The 22,731-nt window shown below is 38.2% G+C and carries 16 protein-coding genes, 1 tRNA gene and 1 pseudogene; 11 read left to right on the top strand and 7 right to left on the bottom strand.

Annotation, left to right across the window (positions count from 1 at the left end; genetic code table 11):
* The first annotated feature begins 398 nt into the window (after positions 1–398).
* From gcvH to feoB, 6 genes are all read left to right on the top strand, one after another.
* The gene (gcvH, locus tag EYS08_RS22390; RefSeq protein WP_108197822.1) at positions 399–779 is read left to right on the top strand and encodes a glycine cleavage system protein GcvH; all 381 of its coding nucleotides are present in this window, start codon (positions 399–401) and stop codon (positions 777–779) included.
* 10 nt (positions 780–789) lie between these two features.
* Positions 790–1,188, top strand: a complete 399-nt coding sequence (locus EYS08_RS22385) for a VanZ family protein (RefSeq protein ID WP_131032187.1) — start codon at positions 790–792, stop codon at positions 1,186–1,188.
* 257 nt (positions 1,189–1,445) lie between these two features.
* Positions 1,446–4,253 (top strand): outer membrane beta-barrel family protein, encoded by a 2,808-nt coding sequence (locus EYS08_RS22380; protein ID WP_131032186.1) that lies wholly within the window; start codon positions 1,446–1,448, stop codon positions 4,251–4,253.
* 299 nt (positions 4,254–4,552) lie between these two features.
* Entirely contained in the window at positions 4,553–7,324 is a 2,772-nt protein-coding gene (locus EYS08_RS22375; RefSeq protein ID WP_131032185.1) for an outer membrane beta-barrel family protein, read from the top strand.
* Positions 7,325–7,421: 97 nt separating this feature from the next.
* Positions 7,422–7,637, top strand: a complete 216-nt coding sequence (locus tag EYS08_RS22370) for a FeoA family protein (protein ID WP_055913318.1) — start codon at positions 7,422–7,424, stop codon at positions 7,635–7,637.
* A gap of 5 nt (positions 7,638–7,642) precedes the next feature.
* Positions 7,643–9,757 (top strand): ferrous iron transport protein B, encoded by a 2,115-nt coding sequence (gene feoB / locus EYS08_RS22365; RefSeq protein WP_165456539.1) that lies wholly within the window; start codon positions 7,643–7,645, stop codon positions 9,755–9,757.
* Positions 9,758–10,070: 313 nt separating this feature from the next.
* Here feoB and EYS08_RS22360 read toward each other — a convergent pair whose 3' ends face one another.
* A complete protein-coding gene (locus tag EYS08_RS22360; protein WP_025145395.1) occupies positions 10,071–10,547 on the bottom strand; it encodes an Lrp/AsnC ligand binding domain-containing protein in 477 nt (158 codons plus the stop codon).
* Between the two features lie 346 nt (positions 10,548–10,893).
* Between EYS08_RS22360 and EYS08_RS25900 the strand changes: the two genes are divergently transcribed.
* Both EYS08_RS25900 and EYS08_RS22355 read left to right on the top strand, forming a co-directional pair.
* A tRNA-Asp gene (locus EYS08_RS25900) sits at positions 10,894–11,038 on the top strand.
* A 147-nt stretch (positions 11,039–11,185) separates the two neighbouring features.
* Positions 11,186–12,202 (top strand): LacI family DNA-binding transcriptional regulator, encoded by a 1,017-nt coding sequence (locus tag EYS08_RS22355; RefSeq protein ID WP_131032183.1) that lies wholly within the window; start codon positions 11,186–11,188, stop codon positions 12,200–12,202.
* 59 nt (positions 12,203–12,261) lie between these two features.
* On the opposite strand, the gene frr is transcribed toward EYS08_RS22355, so the two are convergent.
* The 6 genes from frr to nagA all read right to left on the bottom strand — a co-directional run bounded on the left by frr (position 12,262) and on the right by nagA (position 20,866).
* Complete coding sequence (frr, locus tag EYS08_RS22350; RefSeq protein ID WP_131032182.1) at positions 12,262–12,825, bottom strand: ribosome recycling factor; 564 nt, start codon at positions 12,823–12,825, stop codon at positions 12,262–12,264.
* Positions 12,826–12,864: 39 nt separating this feature from the next.
* Positions 12,865–13,569, bottom strand: coding sequence for a UMP kinase (gene pyrH, locus EYS08_RS22345; protein WP_029279061.1), 705 nt, complete (start codon positions 13,567–13,569; stop codon positions 12,865–12,867).
* Between the two features lie 132 nt (positions 13,570–13,701).
* Positions 13,702–15,327: a hypothetical protein gene (locus EYS08_RS22340; RefSeq protein ID WP_208745934.1), complete on the bottom strand. Its 1,626-nt coding sequence runs from the start codon at positions 15,325–15,327 to the stop codon at positions 13,702–13,704.
* 146 nt (positions 15,328–15,473) lie between these two features.
* A complete protein-coding gene (locus EYS08_RS22335) occupies positions 15,474–18,746 on the bottom strand; it encodes a TonB-dependent receptor (RefSeq protein WP_131032181.1) in 3,273 nt (1,090 codons plus the stop codon).
* 55 nt (positions 18,747–18,801) lie between these two features.
* Positions 18,802–19,764, bottom strand: a complete 963-nt coding sequence (locus EYS08_RS22330; RefSeq protein WP_131032180.1) for an MBL fold metallo-hydrolase — start codon at positions 19,762–19,764, stop codon at positions 18,802–18,804.
* A 10-nt stretch (positions 19,765–19,774) separates the two neighbouring features.
* Positions 19,775–20,866, bottom strand: a complete 1,092-nt coding sequence (nagA, locus tag EYS08_RS22325) for an N-acetylglucosamine-6-phosphate deacetylase (protein ID WP_131032179.1) — start codon at positions 20,864–20,866, stop codon at positions 19,775–19,777.
* A gap of 85 nt (positions 20,867–20,951) precedes the next feature.
* Here nagA and EYS08_RS22320 point away from each other — a divergent pair, with 85 nt between their 5' ends.
* The 3 genes and pseudogenes from EYS08_RS22320 to EYS08_RS22315 all read left to right on the top strand — a co-directional run.
* Entirely contained in the window at positions 20,952–22,157 is a 1,206-nt protein-coding gene (locus tag EYS08_RS22320) for an FN3 domain-containing metallophosphoesterase family protein (protein WP_131032178.1), read from the top strand.
* Positions 22,158–22,361: 204 nt separating this feature from the next.
* Positions 22,362–22,463 (top strand): annotated as a pseudogene (locus EYS08_RS26705) (hypothetical protein); the annotation flags it as partial.
* Positions 22,464–22,731, top strand: a 268-nt coding sequence (locus tag EYS08_RS22315) for a helix-turn-helix domain-containing protein (RefSeq protein ID WP_244216021.1), incomplete at its 3' end; no start/stop codon positions are given.

Genomic DNA, 22,731 nt, shown 5'->3' with positions numbered 1-22,731 from the left:
AAGTTCTTTCTTTGGTTCTTACAGTTTCTTCCTTTTACACCCTTGGAATGTGAAGCTCGCGGCTAGGACAAGGCCGAGCATTAATTTTAAATGTTGTTTCATAAAGATTGAGTAAGAATTAATAATTAAACATACAAATATGTTTTTTTTTCTATTTGATTGTGAAAAAAGTATTATAAATTCAGAAATCCGAAAAACCTATATATGCAGTATCTCAGACATTCCCTCAATCACTTAAAATGCTGATTTGATTTAATATCTTTAAGTTAATTCGTCCAGCATTGCGATATGTTAAACTAAATTGTATTTTTGGCGGGTAAACGCTGGGAAACGTTTAATCCATACAAGCTTAATAAAACAAGAAAATTAATATAACTTATATTCAATAAATACAAACCATGAATTTTCCATCAGAATTAAAATACACTAAAGACCACGAGTGGGTTAAAGTTGAAGGTAACGAAGCTATTATCGGTGTTACTGATTTCGCTCAGCGCGAATTAGGTGATATTGTTTATGTTGATATCAATACGGTAGGTAGCGAGGTAGCAAAAGAAGAAGTTTTTGGTACTGTAGAAGCCGTTAAAACGGTGTCTGATTTATATATGCCAGTTACTGGAACGGTATTAGAGGTTAACGCTGAATTAAATGACAATCCGGAATTGGTTAACTCTGATCCTTACGGAAAAGGTTGGATGGTAAAAGTATCTTTGGCTGATTTAGCTGAAGTAGAAGATTTATTAACTGCAGAAGCTTACCAGGAATTGGTAGGGGCTTAATTATAATATTTTGTACAAAGCACTGAAACAGCAAAAATGGGCTATTTTTTGGACTATTGTCGTTTTAGTGCTTTGTAACATTAAAATGCCCGATTCACCAGGGCATGGCTTTTTTTTCGAAGGCTTTGATAAAATGACCCATATGGGTTTTTTCTTTGTTTTATCGGTATTACTCTTCTACGGGAAAATAAGATATCAGCATACCTTCGCTTTCAGAACATTAACCATTTTTAAGATTTTGCTCATCAATGCGATACTTGGAGGTGGAATTGAACTGTTACAATGGAAAGTTTTTACCTACCGATCTGCAGAATGGTGGGATTTTGGTTGCGACATGTTGGGCGCATCAATGGCAGTTTTTAGTTATGTATTGCTTCATAAATTAAATTTCAATGAAAACGAAAGCTAGTATCATCTGTGTAATTGTGACCATATGTTTAAGCGGTTGCAGTATTTTTAAAAAAAACTGTAACTGCCCAAAAGTATATTACAAAAGTTATCCTTCACCGCAAAAATAATCCTCCTTCTGATCGACCCTTTAGATCTGATTACCTTCCTAAAAAGCTGTATTTAAAATGTTACCAAGCTTTTAACGCACCTTAACAAACCTTTGCGCCTTTCCCTAGTCTGATAGCTTAGTTTTGTATTATAATATCTAATTTTTTGATGAAAAAAAACGTTCAGCGGGCAATATTCATTGTGCTCCTATTTTGTGGATATATTGCCCAGGCTCAAAATACTGGCTCAATAAGCGGTAAAGTAATTAACGCGAAAGATAAAAAGCCTGTTGACTTTGCTACAATAGCAATTAAGAGCTTAAAAGATTCGAGCGTTGTTGCTTCAGGACAGACCAATCCCGATGGATCTTTTAGTTTTAAGAGCATTGCCCCGGGTAAATATAGAATTTACTCCGCCTTTTTAGGTTTAAAAACAGTAACTAAGGATATTGAAGTGGCCAAAGCAGCAGTGAATGCCGGCGAAATTGCCATGGTTGATGATGGTGTTGATTTAAAAGATGTTAATGTTACCGCAAGCATTCCGGTAGTTGTAAAAACAGATACCATTGAATTTGATGGAAAATCGATCAAGGTTAGAGAGAACGCTGTTGTAGAAGACATGTTGAAAAAACTTCCAGGGGTTGAAGTAGCAAAAGACGGAAGTATTAAAGCGCAGGGTGAAACGGTTACAAAAGTTAAAGTAGATGGCAAGGAGTTTTTCGGAACAGACCCCTTATTGGCTACAAAAAATTTACCTGCCGATATGGTTGATAAGATTCAGGTAATTGATGAGATGTCTGAGCAATCTCAATTTTCTGGAGTTGATGATGGTACGAGAAATAAAATCTTAAACATCACAACTAAAGCCGGAATGAAAAAGGGTTATTTTGGAAATAGCACGGTTGGATATGGTACAGAAGACCGTTATGATGCAAGTTTAAATGTGAACAAGTTCAATAATGACCAGCAGTTCAGTTTTATCGGTCAGTTTAACAACGTAAATAAACAGAACTTCGGGCAGGGTAATGGTGCAGGGAATGGTTTTGGTGGCGGTGGCCGGGGTAATTTTGGTGGCGGAGGAAGTGGCGCTGGTAGCGGCGGTATTACCACCACAAATGCTGCAGGTTTAAACTTTGCCGATACTTATAAAGATGGTACCCAAATTCAGGGTAGTTACTTTTTTAATAAATCGGCTGTAGCCAATCAACAAACCAGTTTTACGCAAAACTTATTGGGCGACAGAATCACTACCGTTTTGAACAATGCGGATAATAAAACGGATAGGATCAACCATCGGTTTAATTTTATGATCGACACCAAGCTGGATTCTTCTACAACAATTAAAATCCAGCCAAACGTATCCTATACCGAAAGTGATGCAACAAACCTGAGTGGTTATACCCGAAATCTTATCCAATCTACAACTGTCGGAAATCAACGCTATATCAGCAACAGTACTACCCCAAACATCAGTAACAACCTTTTGGTCCGTAAAAAGTTTAAAAGACGCGGTAGAACATTATCACTCAATGTCAATACGAGTATCAATAATAACGATGCTGATAACTTTAATTATATATCTGAAACGAATACCATTAACAGTACACCAACGGCTAGTTTGATCGACCAGCTGAACAAGGTAAACACAAACTCCATTAACAATACCTCCAGATTGGTATATACAGAGCCCTTATCTAAAACAACAAGTTTAGAGTTTAACTATCAGAACGGATATAGCCATGACAATCAGGGGCGCCAGGTATTGGATTTCAATTCAGCCAGTGGGCAATATGATCTGGTTAATTTGGATTACACCAATATTTATGAGAACCAAACTTTAACAAATGCTGCAGGGGTAAGCTTTACAACCAATGAAAAGAAATACAATTGGAACATCGGTTTGGCAGCGCAGCAGACCAACCGTGAAAATACCAATCTGACAACGGGTATGGTACGGACACAGAATTTTATCAATTTAACACCATCAGCTAATTTTAGATATAATTTCAGCAACTCCAGAAGATTGAATATCCGTTATAGGGGAACAACACAACAGCCAACCATCAACCAGATTCAGCCTATTGCCGATAATACCAATACACAAAGTGTTTTCGTTGGTAATCCAGGTTTAAAGCCTCAGTTTAACAATAATTTAAATATTAACTACAATAATTTTGATTTTGCAAAAAGCAGAATGTTTTTCGCTTTCTTAAGCTTAAGTCAAACTTTTAATGCCATTGGCAATAGTAGCCAATTGGTTACTGATCAAAACGATGTAGACTATGGGAAAATCAGAACTACCTATGTTAATGTTGACGGGGTCTATTCCGGTAATGCAAGTATCAATATGGGTCTGCCAATTTTGCCAGAACGTAAATTAACCCTTAATGCATCGTTAAATGGAAATTACAACAGGAACGTAAATTTTACCACGGGTAATAACAGTGCCGAACTACTGAAAAATATCACTAATTCCTGGTCGGTTACCAATAGGTATAATTTTGTGACCAACTTTGACAAGTTTGATCTTACTGGTGGTATTTCTGGCACATACAATAGGGCAACTTATTCTGCTCAGCCAAACTCGACCACAAACTATTATACTTTAAACCCTAGTTTTGACATTAGCTATTTGTTTCCTGGAAATATCCGCTTAGCAGTAGATTTAGATTATATCAAAAATACCGGAAGAGGGGAAGGCTATAATACCGAATTTACTCTAGTAAATTCGTATATCAGTCGTCAGTTCTTTAAAAACAGAGGTACATTTAAAATTGCTGTTAACGATGCTTTTAACCAAAACCAGGGCATTAGCAGAACCGCAACAAATAATACCATTACCGATTTAAATTATAATGTTTTAAAGCGTTATTATATGTTCTCATTCACCTATTCTTTAACCCGCATTGGCGGAAGAAATATGAGCGGAGATATGCAGATGCCTGGCCAGGGTGAAGGCCGTCGCATAAGAATGTAAACTTGCTGTAATCTGTCATTGTTCGATATATCGTCATTTCGACCGTAGTGTTCCAAAGGAACTCCTTTGGAGGGGAAATCTAAAATGATGCTTAAAGATTTCTACATTTCGTTACACTCTAGTCGAAATGACGATTCTACTTTAGAAAAGTCTCGGTTTAAACCGGGACTTTTCTATTTTAAAACCATCTGTTTTGGGATTAAATGTACTATTGACATTTATGTATTTCAAATGTTACCTAAATAAAATAAACCTTTATAAAAGTCGATAGTCTCTATGTTATAAACCAAACTAACCGAATGAAACAAATTTTTACGCTCCTACTTATTTTATCATCTTTTTATGTGTACGCTCAGAAAACGGGTTCAGTTAGCGGACGGGTTATTCAATCAAAAGATAAAAAACCAATTGATTATGCCTCTATAGCGGTTAAAAACTTAACCGATTCTAGCATGGTTGGTGCAGTGAGTACAACCGAAGATGGGAAATTTGTTTTCAAAAATTTAAATCCAGGTACTTACAGACTTTATGCGGCATTTTTAGGCTTAAAGAATATTACAAAAGATTTTACAATCGCGGCGGATAAAACAGATGTGGCCTTGGGCGATATTGTGTTAGAAGGTGGTGCAATAGACCTTCAAACGGTTGATATTAAAGCAGAAATTCCGCCGATAGTGGTAAAAAAAGATACACTTGAGTTTAATGCTAGCTCGTTTAAAGTGGTAGAAAATGCCGTAGTAGAAGACCTGTTAAAGAGATTGCCAGGAGTAGAGGTAGATAAAGCTGGGACAGTAAAAGCCCAGGGCGAAACCATTACAAAAGTTAAGGTAGATGGTAAAGAGTTTTTTGGGAATGATCCCTTATTGGCTACTAAAAACCTTCCGGCCGATATGATCGATAAAATTCAGATTATTGATGAACTTTCCGATCAGGCACAGTTTACCGGAATCGATGATGGTTCGAGAACCAAAATTATTAATATCACCACCAGAAAGGATAAGAAAAATGGTTATTTCGGAAACAGTTCTGGAGGTTATGGTTCTAATAACCGTTACGATGTAAATGCAAACATCAACCATTTTAATCAGGATAAGCGACTGAGTATAATTGCGCAGTTCAACAATGTAAACAAACAAAATTTTGGTGGTGGTTTAGGTGGAGGGAATGGCGGCAGTAATGGTGGCCGGGGCGGAATTACCGATACAAAGGCTGGCGGGTTTAATTTTTCGGATGAATATGCGGATCAAACCGAAATTAGCCTGAGTTATTTCGTAAATAAATCTGATAACCTCATTCTGTCGAACAGTGTAAGGCAAAATTTATTGGGTGATGAAACTACGGTTTTTAATAACAATCAGGTCAATAATTCCGATCGGTTAAATCACCGCTTAAACTTTATGGTCGATACCAAGATTGATTCATTGACCTCACTTCGGATACAACCAAATTTAAGTTATACCGACAACGAGAGCTTGAACAACAGCACCTATACCCGCGATTTTAATAAGTATATGATTACCGGATCACAATCCTTGAGAAATCATAATACTGCACCATCCATCAGCAACAACATTTTATTGCGTAAAAAATTTATGCACAGGGGAAGAACATTATCCCTAAATTTAAATACCAACATCAATAATAACGATGCTGATAATTACAATACTAACCCTGAAACCAGGAAAGAAAACGGAACTACCACTCAAAAAACAACCGATCAGTTTAACGATCAGGAGAGCGAGTCTCTCAGTCAGAATACAAGATTGGTATATACCGAGCCCCTCGATAAAACCTTAAGCCTGGAGTTTAATTATCAGAATGGTTATAATCACAATATATCCGATCGTTTTACCTATAATTTCAATCCAGCCACTTTACAGTACGATCTGTTGGATGAAACCTTTAGCAATGCCTACGAAAATACCATTTTAACCAACTCGGCAGGTTTTAGCTTTAATAAAATGGCGAAAAAATACAACTGGAATGTAGGTATGGCGGTTCAGAATACTGATCGCACAAATAACAATATCAGCAAGGGGTTTGTGCTCAAACAGAACGTTTTCAACTATACACCTTCAGCTATGTTCAGGTATAATTTTAGCAATAGCAAACGCTTGGTATTTAACTATAGGGGTAGTACAAACCAGCCGACCATTCAGCAGTTACAGCCGATCCGGAACAATACCAACACACAGAGTATCCCCGTTGGTAACCCAGATCTAAAACCCGAATTCAATAACACCCTTCGCGTAGCCTACAATACATTTACTGTTGGAAAAAACAGATCGTTATTTGTGAATTTAAACCTGACCCAAACATCAAACCGGATTGCAAACAGCAGTAGCTTAATTCAAAGTGGTGATGATCAGGGAAAACTTGCCATTACCCCGGTTAACGTAAATGGCGTTTACTCAGGGTCTATTTCCTCTTCATTAAGTTTGCCGATTATGGCAGAGAATAAGCTGAATTTTCATATCAATGTTAGTGGAAATTACAATAGGGATGTAAACTTTACCAACTCCTTAAAAAATATTACCAACAGCTGGTCTATTACCAATGGTTGCCGTTTGGTTTCTAATTTAGATAAGCTCGATTTAACGGCAGGCGTAAATGGTTCAATTAACCGTGCAACTTACTCGGTTCAACCTAATTCTAATACACGCTTCTATACATTTAGTCCAAATGTAAGTGTAAGTTATTTATTCCCAGGAGATATTCGCTGGGCTATTGATGCCGATTATAACCAGAATACCGGAAGGGGAGAGGGTTTCGATACACATTTTACACTCGTAAATTCTTACATCAGCAAACAGTTTTTTAAAAACAGGGGAACCTTTAAAGCGGCTGTAAACGATTTGCTGAACGAAAACCAGGGCGTAAGCCGTACAGCTAACAACAATACCATCCAGGATGTAAGTTATAATGTATTGCAGCGTTATTTTATGTTTTCATTTACCTATTCGTTAAACCGCATGGGTGGTAAAAACCGCATCAGAAGAGGTGAGGAAGGTGGCAGGAGCCGTGGCGGTAACGGTGGTGGCGGCTTTGGAGGTGGCAGGCAGCGGAACTAGATCATTTTAGAGTAAAGCTGTGCAATTTATACCCCACGTACGACTATCTTATTTGGAATAAATCTAAAGAAAGGTTAACTTGCGCCAAATTTAGCACATGAAACTGTCGCACCTAAAGGTTGGAGAAAAAGGAACAATTGTAGCTTTTACAGATTTAGATATGTCTGTAAAGTTAATGGAAATGGGCTGCTTGCCTGGCGAGGTGGTAGAGGTAGAGCGTTTTGCTCCCCTGGGCGATCCAATGGCGATCCGTGTTGCTGGTTATCAGCTTTGCTTGCGTAAAAGCGAAGCCGATGTTATCATTATTCAATAAAAAAGCTGAGTTTGGATATTAAAGTTGCATTAGTTGGTAATCCCAATACAGGTAAATCTACTTTATTTAACCGTTTAACAGGGTTAAATCAAAAAATCGGAAATTTTCCAGGCATCACTGTCGATAAGAAAACAGGTTTTACAAAACTTGCCAGCGGTAAAGAAGCCGAGATAATAGATTTACCGGGAACGTATAGCTTATATCCGAAAAGTGCTGATGAAAGCATTGTTTTTCAGGTGCTTGCCGATAAAAAAAACAATAGCCATCCTGATGTTATTGTGCTCATAGCAGATGCTTCGAATTTAAAGCGCAATATGCTTTTATATTCGCAAGTGGCAGATTTGGGTATACCGATGATTTTGGCCCTGAATATGATCGATCTTTCGGCTAAACAAGGAATCGAGATCGATTTGGATAAACTTGCGGAGAAACTAGGCATACAGGTGGTTTCCATTTCGGCAAGAAATAATATCGGAATTGATAAACTAAAACAGGCTATTGCCAATACCAACAAGGTTGCCACACAGTTTCAGGATGTAGATGTGAATTTTCTTGCTCCTGAAGCCATTAATGCGATAAAATCCAAACTTAATTCTGATAATGATTATTATGCGTTGCAGGTTTTGCACCAGCATGAACATTTAACTTTTTTTACCGAAAAAGAGCAGGAAGAAATTGAACATATAGAACAATCTCACCATTTCGAATCTTCTAAAATTCAAGCTGCAGAAACTATTGCCAGATATAAACACCTCAGCACTATTTTATCTGATGTAGTTATTGACAAGGGTACAGAAAAGAAATTTTCTTTCAGCGATAAATTAGATGCTATTTTAACCCATAAAGTATGGGGATTTGCCATTTTCTTGCTGATTCTTTTTGTTATTTTCAATGCCATATTTGCTTGGTCTTCCTATCCAATGGACTGGATTGAGACAGGTTTTGGTTTTATTACCAGTATTGGGCACGAATATTTGCCGGCAGGTATGCTTACCGATTTGTTATTGGATGGTGTTGTTGCTGGGCTAGGCGGCATATTCGTATTTATCCCACAAATTGCAATCCTTTTTGCCTTTATATCCATTTTGGAAGATACCGGCTACATGGCCCGTGTTACCTTTATGATGGATAAAATTATGAGTAAGGTTGGGCTAAACGGTAAATCGGTGGTACCGATGATCGGTGGTTTGGCCTGTGCAGTTCCATCTATTATGGCTGCCAGAAATATCGAAAACTGGAAAGACAGGATGATTACCATCATGGTTACCCCATTGGTAAGCTGTTCGGCAAGGCTTCCGGTATATATTTTAATCATTTCGTTAATTATTCCTTCTCAAACCGTTTTAGGTGTTTTTAACCTGCAGGGACTGGCGCTGATGGTGATGTACCTGGTAGGGATTATTGCTGCGGTATTGGTAGCATGGGTGATGAAATTCATTATCAAAACCAAAGAAAGGTCTTACTTTATCATGGAGTTGCCGGTTTACCGTATGCCAAGGTGGAAAAATGTGTTCTACACCATGTACGAGAAATCAAAAACCTTTGTTTTCGAAGCAGGTAAGGTTATCATCGCCATTTCCATCATTCTTTGGGTAATGGCCTCTTTCGGGCCAGGAAGCCGTTTCGAAAGTATCGATAAAAAATACGAATCTGCTCTGGCCGACACCACAAAAAATACAGATCACATTAAAACCCTGGTAGCTACCGAGAAATTGGAAAACTCTTATGTGGGCATTCTTGGCCATTGGATTGAGCCTGCCATTCGACCTCTGGGTTACGATTGGAAGATCGGTATCGGTTTAATTACCTCTTTTGCCGCCCGCGAAGCCTTTGTAGGCACTATGGCTACGATTTATAGTGTCGATGGCGGAGATGAGGATACCAGTACCATTAGAGAGCGCATGTCGGCCTCAGTTAACAGCCGTACCGGTTTGCCTGTGTATACTTTTGCTACTGGCATTTCTTTAATGCTTTTTTATGCTTTTGCCATGCAATGTATGAGCACGGTAGCTATTGTATACCGAGAAACTAAAGGCTGGAAATGGCCAGTTATCCAATTGGCTTACATGACGGCCATGGCTTACGTTGCTGCGCTTGTTGCTTATCAACTATTGAAATAGCATTGCCAATATTTAATAAACATTATATTTCTTCCAGATTTTAACCATGAACGTGTCGAAAGGCATTGTCAAATAAATATATCATTATTTGGGTTTGGAGAGCATACCGATAATCGGCACTAAATTAGCATAGGCGCTATAGCGATAACGGGACTGCTATTCCCGAAATCCCAATAAACGTTCATTTCCTAATAATTATTAAGAATAACTAAAAGCGTTTTATCATATAAGGTATATAAGATCATTTAAGCTTAGTGTTCTTAAAGAAATCTTTTTGCTTTAGTCTTTCACCTTTAGTCTTTTTGCTTTGATCTTAACCCAGTTCAATCTGACGCTTAATGCTCTCTTCTAAGGAGATTAAAGTCTCCGTACGCTGTATACCGTTCACGGCCTGTATTTCTTCGTTTAAAACGTGGCGTAAATGATTGGTATCTCTGCAGATAATTTTGGCAAACATACTGTAGGCGCCGGTAGTATAATGCAATTCTACCACCTCTTTAATTTTGCTCAATTGCGCTACTGCATCTTTATACTGGATTCCTTTCTCCAGGTAAATACCCAAAAAAGCACAGATATCATACCCAGCCTTCTGCGGATCGATGATTAAGTGCGAGCCTTTAATAATCCCCATTTCTTGCAGTTTCTTCATCCTAACGTGTATCGTTCCGCCCGAAACAATCAGATCTTTAGCGATTTCTGTATAAGGTTTAGTGGCATCCTGCATCAATTGCTTCAATATATCGATGTCGAGGTTGTCAATTTCTAAATTGGAATTGTCTTTTTTAAGCATATTTTTGAATTATGATAAGCGAATTTACGAATATTTATCAATATTATAAAAATAAAATTAAATGTTTAAAATATTTGCAAGGTATTGGTTGTTCCTTTACATTTGTATTAAGCAATTAACAAAAAGGAAACGTTCTTTAAAAATTGCATAACATAATGTAGGGTGGTGAAACAGGCAGACACACCTCCTTGTCTCGGTGGCGGAGAATAATGGGAATATACCGGTTTCGGTACTAACCACTCCTTGAAGGTTCGATTCCTTCCCCTACAGCGGCTTTAGTCCTAAGTCAAGAGTCCATAGTCTTTAGTAGACTTACGACTGCAGGCTTTGGACTAAAGACTAAAATTGTTGGGTGGTGAAATTGGCAGACACGCCTCCTTGTCTCGGTGGTGGGGAATAATGGGACAAACGCAGTTTATTGGGTTGACCACAAATTAATTTTTTGAACTGTAGCTAACTACCCCTTGAAGGTTCGACTCCTTCCCCAACAGCATTTTTTATGAATAATAAGTTAGTTAATTGAGCAATCCTGGATAGGTTGCTCTTTTTCTTTTTAGACTAGTTTTTTCATAACCATCAGATATTTATAGATATATTGTTATATTACCAATCAAAATTTTATTCGTTCAATGCCTGTGATGAAGAAACGCGTTTCAATTAAAGATATAGCTAAACAATTAAATATTTCCATTACAACCGTATCGTTTGTAATTAACGGGAAAGCAAGAGAAAAAAATATTAGCGAATCGCTTACCAAAAAAGTTTTAGAACTGGTTGCTGAATTAAATTATCAGCCCAATACCCTCGCAACAAGTTTAAGAACAGGCAAAACAAAAATTATCGGATTCTTGGTTGATGATATTTCTGAACCTTTTTTCTCGGGTATAGCACGCCGAATTGATGAAATTGCTTCGAACCTTGGTTATAAGATACTTTTTAGCAGTACCAGGAACGATACCGAAAAGGCAATAGAATTGCTGCAGATTTTTAAAGACAGGCATGTTGATGGCTATATTATGGCTTTGCCTGAAGGTTTGGAAGAAGAAGTTAAAAAATTGATTCAAACAGATGCTCCAGTGGTACTATTCGATCGGTATGTACAGGACGTTAAAACAGATTATGTAATAATCGATAATTTAAGCAGCACCTACGAAGCTACCGAGCACCTCATTAAGAATAATTACAAAAAAATAGGTTTTGTAACCATTGATACTTTACAGCAACAGATGGTAGACCGCTTGGCTGGTTACGAAAGCGCTGTAAAAAAATATAACTTGCCGGCATTTGTAAAAAAGATTAAATATGTAAACTCTGCCGCATCAATTGAGGAGATGATAAAGTTTTTTAAAGCAGAGAAACAACTAGATGCGGTAGTTTTTGCAGCCAACTATATTTGTTTGGACGGTTTAAGAACTTTTAGAAAACTAGGTATTCAAATCCACAAGGATATTGCTGTTGTTTCTTTTGATGATTTTGAAATCCTGGAGTTTTGCGAGCCTCCGGTTACGGCTATTGCACAGCCTCTTGAGGCCATTGCAGAAAACGTGATGAAAATTTTATTGAACAAGCTTAAGAAAGCAGGAAAGCCTGTCGAAAATACGCAGGTGTCGTTACCCACCATCTTAAACGTTAGGGGCTCAAGCGCAAAGAAATAAGGCAATAAAAAAGGGAATAGATTTAAGCCCATTCCCTCTCTGATTGTATTTTATACAGATTAAACTGTCATTACATCTTTTTCTTTAGCCTCGGCATGTTTGTCAACCTTGATGATATAAGCGTCGGTTAATTTTTGCACTTCGCTTTCACCTGTTTTAATCTCATCATCAGAAACACCTTCGCCTTTCAGTTTTTGAATTTTGGTATTGGCATCTTTACGTATGTTACGAACGGTAATGCGGCCTCTTTCGGCTTCTTCCTTTACTTTTTTCACTAAGTCTTTTCTACGCTCTTCTGTTAAAGGCGGCACAACCAGGCGGATAACAATACCATCATTTTGTGGATTGATACCAATATTGGCTACTTGAATAGCTTTTTCAATTGCAGTTAAAAGTGATTTTTCCCAAGGTTGGATTACGATTGTTCTGGCATCAGGCGTATTAATACTGGCAACTTGTGATAATGCTGTAGCTGCGCCATAATAATCCACGAAAATACCATCCAACATTCCAGCTGATGCTTTGCCAGCTCTGATTTTTGTTAATTCAGATTCACAATGATCGATAGCTCTATCCATTGCAGATTGAGCATCCATTAATTGTAATTGTATGAGGTCGTTCATAATTGTGTGTATTTCTACAAAAATAATAATTTTTATTCCTTATTTAACCAAGGTTCCAATAGGTTCGCCATTGGCGATTTTCATGAAATTGCCATGTTTATTCATATCAAACACAATAATCGGTACTTGGTTTTCTTCGCAAAGGGTAAATGCGGTCATATCCATTACATTAAGGCCTTTATCGTAAACTTCTCTGAAAGAAATTTCATCGTATTTAGTGGCCAACGGATCTTTTTCAGGATCGGCCGTATAAATCCCATCAACACGAGTTCCTTTTAAAACAACATCAGCTTTGATTTCGATAGCACGTAAAGCTGCAGCAGAATCGGTTGTGAAGTATGGATTTCCCGTTCCGGCGCCAAAAATAACCACACGGCCTTTTTCTAAATGGCGAACAGCTCTTCTGCGGATAAACGGCTCACAGATCTGCTCCATTTTAATGGCCGTAAGTAAACGTGTTTTAATACCCACCTTTTCTAACGCATCTTGCAAGGCCATAGAGTTGATAACTGTTGCCAACATGCCCATATAATCGGCCTGTGCCCTGTCCATCCCACTTTTTTCAGCGCTTAAACCCCTAAAAATATTCCCTCCTCCAATTACGATTGCGATTTCTAAACCTTTATCGTGTACGGCTTTGATATCTTCCGCGTATTGTTTAACGCGCTCATTATCAATTCCATATTGTTTGTCGCCCATTAGCGATTCTCCGCTAAGCTTTAATAGGATGCGTTTGTATTTCATGACCTCAAAAATATTAACAATTTTTTACTTACGGGCTATCGTTTTAATATTTGATGTAAATATTTAATTAGGTTAGGTATATAAATAAAAAAGGGCGATATTTTCATACCGCCCTTTCTGTTATTGGATTAATTATTGTGCTTTAGCAAGCCACAATGAGGCATTTAAATGCAATGCCGGATGAGAGGTATATCCAGATGGTACATCACCAGACCAACCATTAAATAAATTATCGTTCGTATCGCCGGTTCCGTCATCAGAAGGCGAACTATCACCAACAAAGGCTACCCTTCCGCTTCCATAAGTTGAAATTAATGCCATTACACCATTATTACTTCCTAGTGTGCTGCTCATTCTCCAAAATAATCCTTGTACTGTAGAATTTTGTGTTGGAAACAAGGTTGCAGTTGTGCCATTATAGAAAGCTAATTTTGAAGCATTTCCGGCAGCACCATTTAAAACCAGATTGGCACTCGCACTTGTTCCGGAGTAAACTTTTGTACTTGGTTTTTCGCTAATGTCAACATAATCTACATTAAAGCCGAAAGGTTTGTTGTTGTTAATGCCGTTATTGCTCATTAAATCATTCCAAACTCTTGGCGAATCGTAGCCATCGCCATCTCTGTCTGAAGGATTATAACCATTCGCATCTGTTCCGGCTGTACTTGCAGCAGTATGATCGGCCACCATCATTAAACCGCCGCCATTGGCCACAAAATTCATAATTGCCGTTTTTTCCGCGGCAGTAAATAATTTATTCGGTTCAATAACCACGTAAACATCGTAATTTTTTAAATCCTGAGGATTAGCGGTATTACCATAAGTAATGGCAGTACCGCCTGGCAAAGTTTCTACCAGTTCGCCACGTTTTACCAACTCTACGGCCCAGGCAGACATGGCGCCTTTCCAGTAGGTTTCAGGAGTTGAAGCAGTTATACCGGTATATGAGGGTGTAGGAAATCTTTGTGCTTTAAGTTCAACAGAGGTTCCTCCTTTATAACCAGGAACGTTTTCAGTACCATCTGCATCTATCTGCCAATCGGCACTACCTGCATTTTCCAGTTTTGAGGCATCAAATAAAAACTTCTTGCCCGTAAGTACAGGATTTGTACCCGGATCGATACCACCACCGTCATCGTTAATGGTAATATCATCAAAGTTTAGTCTGTTTGAAGCGCCGGAAAGTTTTCTGATTTCTAAGCGGACATTTCCGCTAAGATTTAGGCTGAAAGATTGTGTTTGTAATGTTGATGTGCTGGTAATATTGGTGCCCGACTGTGTCCAGCTGCTTCCACCATTGGTTGAATACCATAACCCCCATTGACTAGCGGCATCTGTGCCATAAGTAGCATGTTGAATGCTTACCGTATTAATGCCGGTTGCAATATCAAACTGCATCGTAATTTTTCCCGAGTTACGGATACGGGCAGACCATGAACCATTTTTTTTATCTGCAGCAAGATTTCCGATTAAGGCGTCGAAAAAATTCCATGATTTTCCATTCAGTGTAATGTCATCTCCACCTGCTGAGCCAGAAGGAGAAATATCGTAAGCCGTTTTAGGACTGGTTGAGCCAACCTCGAAATTTTCTAAAGTTTGTGCCGTGAGTGTAGCATCTGAAGCAGAGAGGCCTAATAATTTTGCCTTAGGTAAAGCATCTTGGCTGGTTTCAATTTCTTGTTTTTTACAAGCGCTAAAGCTTAATAATGTAGCAAACGCTATTAAAGCGATGCCCGTTAATTTAAATTGTTTTTTCATAATTTTGATAGATTGAAGATATTTAAACCTACTTTAATTATGTTAAGCAACTGTTGCCCACTTGTTACATTTACATTACGTCTTTATAAAAAAATGGCTGAATTGTCATCCAACCCAGCCATTTTTTGATTTTTTAGTTCTAAAAATTATTGATTAAATCTATATCTTAATCCAAATTGGATTCTCCAACGGGCAGTTTCATCAATACTGCTTGAAAATGTATTAACCAAAGGCACGCTGTTGTCTGCATTTAGGTAAGGGAAAGAAAAAGTAGGTTTACCTGATGTTGCATCCATTCCTTTAAAGTTAAGAAGTCCGTTAGCCCTGTTGGCAAATTTTGGAACTCCCCAGGTTTTATTGATCATATTTCCGAAATTGAAAATATCAAAAGTAAGCTGAAGAGAATGCTTTTTACCTTTCAGGCTTGCGAATAAATCTTGTGCCAGTCGAATATCAAGCGTACCGATTACATTACCAACAAGACCATTTCTTTCTGCATACTGACCTCTTTTTTTGTTAAGATAATTGTCTTGACTGATGTAGCTGTTTAATTGACCCCAAAGCTGATCAGGCGTGCGGGTATCAGCAGCATTTTCTGGTACCAAAACAATGTCGGATTTATTTGCCGGAACATAAATCAAATCGTTCCCGCTTAAACCATCATTGTTTAAGTCGTTGCCATAGGTATAAGAATATCTGAAACCATCTTGCAGTTGATAGAACATAGAAAATGTTGTACCTAAATGATTAATGTATTCTTTTCTGTAAACAACCGAGGCAATGAAGCGGTTTTTAACCATATAGCTTGAATAAGAAAGTGCATCTGTATTCGGGCTGCCAGAAACCTGACGGTCTCTCCACATACTTTGAGCAATAGAGCCTCCATCATTAACTGATCTCGAATCGGTATAAGTATAACCCGCGGTTGCAAAAAGTCCACCTGCAAACTCTTTTGATAATGTTCCTGTAATTGCTAAACTATGGCCTTTATTGGTATTGGTCATTACAATTGCGTCAGAGATGTTGGGGTTAGCAGGAGTAGGGGTTGTTGATCCGTAGATTCTTGAACTGGTGTATCTCGGACGGTTATCAGCACCTTTTAAAAGGGCATATGCCGAAGTGTTTAAATTCACATTGCGGAAATAAACAGAATTAATGTCTTTTGAATATAGCGCTTCGATTGTTCCGGTTATACCGCCAGGCAATTTCTGATCAACCGCCAAATTGGAACGCCAAACCTGCATAAATTTAAAATCCTGTTGGGCTACAGCCAGATTGTAGGCTGTGTTGTTTGCTGCTGTAGCTTTGTTTACATTTCTATAAGCATCAACATTGGGGGTAAATGGTCTGTTGGTTGGGTTGTTAATCGATTCAGAGCCAAATTGAACACCATTGTTGCTGGCCTGGTTAGATACCCAAACCAGTGGGGGTCTTCCTGTAAAAAGCCCGGTACCACCTCGAACCTGGGTTTTCCCGGTATGGTTTACATCCCAGTTAAAACCTAAACGTGGCGACCATAAAATAGAACTTTTAGGAAATCTGCTTACATCAATTTTTTCGTCATTTTCGAAAGTCAGCTTTTCAACATTTGGGTTGCTTAGTGACGCTGGTGAAGAAACGCTGGTTAAATCTGCACGTAAGCCAAGGGTTAATTTTAACTGATCGTTAACCGTAAAAGCATCCTGCGCATACAAGCCATACATATTCGACTGGATTTCTGCGTAAGGGAATGATCCATCAGGCATAACCGAATATTGAACCTGGTATTTGGTTGCATTTGATACACCATTATTGGCGCTGTTATAAAAATCGGCAAGGCTGTTGAAGGTATAGGCACCATAATAGTTAGGGGCGAAACCGTTAAGCGTTCTGTAGCCTTCGTAATTGGCACCCAATGTTATTTCATGGCGACCCGCATAGATATTAAAGTTATCTGTAATCTGGTAAACCTTAGTTTTTAAGGTGTTAAAGGCAGTAAAAGGTTCGTAGCCAAAGGCTGTGTACGAACTTCCATCAGGATTCATAATATCAACAAGTGGAAAAGGTTTGTTACCCTTTGATTCTCTGAAATCGTTCATGCTGTTATAACCAACAGTTAATTGATTAGAGAATTTATTGTTAAAACGTGTTCTAAACTCAAGATTAACGTTATCCATGTTGTTGTTTATGCCATATCCAGCCGATTGAAAAGGAAGGCCCAACTGCGATGGCTGGCGGTTATTTTTTGGAGCACCGCTATTACTTGGTAAAATATCCTTGTAAGATCTGAAATAGAAATATTTTAAACTTAAAGTGTTTTTATCATCAATATTATAGTCTAATTTGGCAGATAGTTTATCGCTCCTGGTTTTTAATGCATAATTTTCGTAGGCTCCCGGATCGTAGCCAAGCGTTTGTAAAAAAGAACTTAACTTATCTAAGTCTTCGCCTTTTGCCTGAGATATATTTGGTCCCGTGCTTCCGCCCCTTGATGCTGAAAATCCGGTTCCCGGATCTGATCTTCTTTCCAATTCTCCACTGGCAAAAAAGAATAATTTATTTTTAATAATTGGTCCACCTAAAGTAAACCCGTAACCTTTAAGGCTAAAATTGGTTACCGGTACCTTTAATCCAGCATAATTGTAATTACTTACCAGGTCCTGATTTCTGTAATAAGTATTTAAAGAGCCCTGAAATTCATTTGTCCCACTCCTGGTTACCGCATTTATTGCAGCACCTGTAAAACCGCTTTGACGAATATCATAGGGTGCAATGTTTACTGTAATTTCTTCGAAAGCATCCATATTAATCGGTTGAGAACTTGTTTGGCTTCCAATGGTACCCTGTAAGCCGAATGCATTATTAAACAGCGCTCCATCAACCGTAAAATTGTTGGCCAGGTTACTTCTTCCTGCAATGCTTGGGCTTCCAAACTGTAAAGAGAACTGAGGGGTAAGCTTCACAAAATCAGTAAAGCTTCTATTTAAAGTTGGTAAATTTTGAATTGCTGTTCTTGATATATTCTGCGAGGCGCCCGTTCTTCCCGAGTTAAAAACTTTACTTTGTTTTCCTGATACTGTAACTTCTGATAAATTACTGGCATCTTCACTTAAGGATACATTTAAAGTAGAACTTTGGCCAAGGGCCAATTTTTCAATACGTTGTGTTTGATTTTTAAAGCCAATAAAAGAAACTGTAATGGAGTAAGGGCCACCAATACGCATGGCTGGTAAATTGTAACGGCCATCAGCTCGGGTGGAAGTGGCGTATCTCGAACCTGATGGTTCGTGTATAGCAATCACTGTAGCCCCGCTAATTGGCCCTTTAGTATCAACAACCATTCCATTTATAGATGCTGTTGTTTCATTTTGCGCAACAGCATCTATTTTTAAGAGTATTAAAAATAGAAATGTTGTAAATAGAAGTAAAGTTTTTTTCATGAGTAATTTTTCAGCAAAAATACTCCGACTTACTATAGCTAATGTTGTATTTGTATTAATTAATTGTTAACTGTTTCCCTTGCTTAGGAAATATTAAGTTTAAATTCAGCGTGTTTTCGGTAAGCAATTGATGTTTTACTTTTTCGGCACTATGTTGGGGAGGTTTAATATGGGTTACAATGAAAGAAACTTTTTTAATGGCATCACCAGCTGTTAAGCTTTTAAGTTTGCCAATTTCGCTGAAAAAAAGCTTTGGGGTAAGATGTCCAAATAATTGCTTATCAGGTTGCTCATTTGGGAAAGAAACTTCCAAAAAGATTGCTTTTAATTGGCCTTGATTAATCAACGGAGATATGGTTTGCCATAAGCTGGCAAGTTTATCCGATTTTTCAATTTCATCTGCGCCGGTATCTCCAAGGTACAATACGTAACTATCATTGTGACTGATCAAAAAAGCAGTACTTTTATATGGTTTTCCATGGCTTAGTTCAAAAGCCCTTACTTTCATTTCCGTTCCATCAAGCGGATAGATATTGCCTTCAATCAATGGGAAATAAGTATACTTTTTTAACTGTGGTTTTTCGCCTTCGTTTGCAAAATTGGCCCAGGCATCCCATGTAAAGTATTTCTCCCTTAAAATATTCAGGACAGAAGGTATGCCGTAGATGTTTTTGGATGTATCGGCCGGAGAGTTGATAATCAAACCTGCTACATGATCTAAATGTGCATGTGAGATCAAATATCCCTTAATCTGTTTCCGTTGAATTTCTTCACTTATTCCTTTTAATGTTTTTTGATCAATCGCTTTTTGTATGCCAGCATTTATAGTGCCTGCATCTAAACAAACATAATTTTCGCTACCTTTTGGAGCAATCATATAAGAGGATAAATTGCTCTCATCATCTCCGCCCTTCACCCCAAGGGGTATTATTGTAAAAGCAGTACCTATTTCTTGTCCCCAAGAATTACTGGTATAAACTGACAAGAATATTATCGCTGCAAGGATTTTTTTGAACATGTTGAATTAATTATATCGTTTCGCCTTTAAATATGACCTCTTTTAAATTCAGGTCATCATCAAGTACCAATAAGTTTGCCTGATGCCCGGTTTCTATCGTTGCAGTGAGATTTTCAATCCCAATTAATTTGGCGGGGTATAACGTTCCCATTTTAATGGCGTCGTTTAAGCTGATATCACAATGCAATACACAATTTTTGACTGCTTCTAACATCGTGAGCGATGAGCCGGAAAGTGTACCATCAGGCATCACATATTTATTGCCTTTTTGAACATGCTGATAAGGACCGGTTGAACAGGCCGTTACGGCATCGGTGATGAGGAATAAACGCTCTTTTAATAGTTTTTGCGAAAATTTAACTACCTCAAAATCTACATGCTGACCATCGGCAATAATGCTGGCCATAGCTTTGTCGTGGCTAAAAACAGCGGTCGGGATACCCGGTTCGCGGTGATGGATAGGACTCATGGCATTAAAAAGGTGTGTAGTGGTCTGGATGCCTTTGTTATAAGCAGCCGTTGCCTCATCGAAGGTTGCATTACTATGCCCCAAAGAAACCAATACTCCATTAGCTAACAAATATTCGATCACTTCGTCATCCTGCAGTTCTGGGGCAATGGTCATCATTTTAATTACTCCATCACCAAAATCAATCAGTTTCTTAATTTCATCTAACGTGGCCTTTCGTACAAAGGCCGGAACATGGGCCCCTAAGCGTTTAGGATTTAAAAATGGCCCTTCTAAATGTAACCCTAAGAAATTTTTTGCACTTATACGGTGTTCTTTAGCTGCTTTGATACATTCATCAAAAACTTCAGGAGAATTTGTTGCCATACAAGCTAAAAAGCCTGTAGTGCCTTTTTTAAGCAGGTCATTTTCCATGATGCTTAATGATTCGATGCTTGGCTCGGCTGAAAATAACCTGTCGCCGGCACCATAAATCTGTAAATCTATAAAACCTGGTACAACGAGCGAATGGCTGGTTTCTTTGTTGTCGCTTGCCTTAACATTGGAAATTAGCGCGCCATTAATTATGATGTCCTGACTCTTTTTTAAATCATTGCCCTTAAAATAGGAGGCATTGGAAATTACTTTAGGCATATCAAACGTTTGAGTAAATTTAATCTTACACGGTCAAAGTTAAATATTGTAGCTATATATTTGGGTAATAAGATAAAATAACCAAATGAATGAAAATCAGTCTAATAGAAGAGGTTTTTTAAAGGCCGGACTAACTTTAGGTGCTACTACTTTGGTGGCTCCAGCAATGGCGATTACAAATGTACCCGCTGAGGAAGAGGGTTTTAAAATTGCAGTAGGTCCTTATCTCCAAACCAATTTCAATAACTCGATGACCATTCTTTGGTTAACCAATAAAAATGCTGCAGGCTGGGTAGAATTTGGGGAGCAGGCAGAGCAGCTGAGTAAAAAAGCATATGGAAAGGCCGAATTGGGTTTAATGCAGGCTAATAGCAAGTTAAATGTCGTAACGCTCAAAAATTTAAAACCAGGAACAAAATATTATTATAAAATTGTTTCGAAGGAAATTAAAGACTTCCAACCCTACAAATTAACTTATGGTGTAACGGTAAACAGTGCTGTTGAGGAATTTGTGAATGCCGACCGGGCGAAAGAGGAGATTTCATTCTTAATGATGAATGATACGCACGATCGCCCGGAATCAATTCCTCAATTGTTAGCACTGGTTCCCGACAAGAAGCAAGACTTTATTTTCTTTAATGGAGATATATTCGATTATCAAACCGATGAGAAACAGATTATCGAACATATGCTGCAGCCCTGTGTAGATAGTTTTGCCAAGCATACACCTTTTATTTACGTAAGGGGCAATCACGAAACACGTGGTAAATTTGCACGCGAATTTCCGCAATATTACATGCATGTTGGCCATACAGCTTTTACCTTAGGCCCTGTTCGTTTTGTGATTTTAGATACTGGTGAAGATAAAGAAGATGCGCATCCAGTATATGCCGATATTGTAGATTTTGATGATTATAGAGTTCAGCAGGCTGAATGGCTGAAAACAGAAATAAATTCAAAGGAATTTAAAAAAGCACCATTTAGAGTTGTGATGATGCATATTCCACCACGCTTTTCGGGCGATGCACATGGGCCAAAACATTGCACTGAACTATTTGAGCCGTTGTTGAATCAGGGTAAAGTAGACTTGGTTTTAAGTGGTCATACCCATAAGTACATGGTGCACCAACCTGATAAAGCATTAAACCATTACCCTTTAATTATTGGTGGCGGGCCAAGAACAGGAACAAGAACAATTACCAAAATAACAGCTGATAGAAATAAACTGGTGGCAAGTATGATTGATGATTCGGGTAAGGAAGTGGGCGCTTATACTGCGCTCAGAAAGTAGGTCGTCGTTTCGAGCGGAGTGCAACGTAGTCGAGAACCACGAAGTGCTCAGCGAAGCTAAATCTATCTTGATAGATCTCTCCATTTCACTGCGTTTCAGGAGATGACGGAAATTATTGGAATATAAATGCATAAAAAAAGCGTCCCGATTTCAAATTGAAGTGAACCCCAAAAGTTGGACAAAAACTTTTGGGGTTTATCATTTATGACCAAACACACATTTGAGGAGAAGCTCGATATAGTTTCTCACGTGATAAAAGGGACGCCGATTCTTTTGCTATCCCGAGAACGGCGTATTAGCAAAGACATGATATTGGAATGGGTTCGGAAATATAACCTCCATGGTGAAAGTGGGCTACGCAAGCAAGCCAATATCAAGTCTACTTCTGATTTCAAAGAAGAAGTTGTAAGGCTCATTATAGAAAAAGGTGTACCTTTAAGACAGGTTGTTCTGGAACGTAAAGTAAGTAGAAGTGCCTTAGAGAGCTGGGTAAGATTAGTACGAGGTGAAGGCTATGCAGTACTATACAAACAAAAGCCCCGTGGACGACCACCTAAAGGCATGGGAAGATCAA

It is taken from the genome of Pedobacter kyonggii, from assembly GCF_004310665.1.
Lineage (GTDB): Bacteria > Bacteroidota > Bacteroidia > Sphingobacteriales > Sphingobacteriaceae > Pedobacter > Pedobacter kyonggii.
The sequence above is the reverse complement of the archived record's forward strand: the minus strand, read 5'-3'. Positions and strand labels throughout refer to the sequence as shown.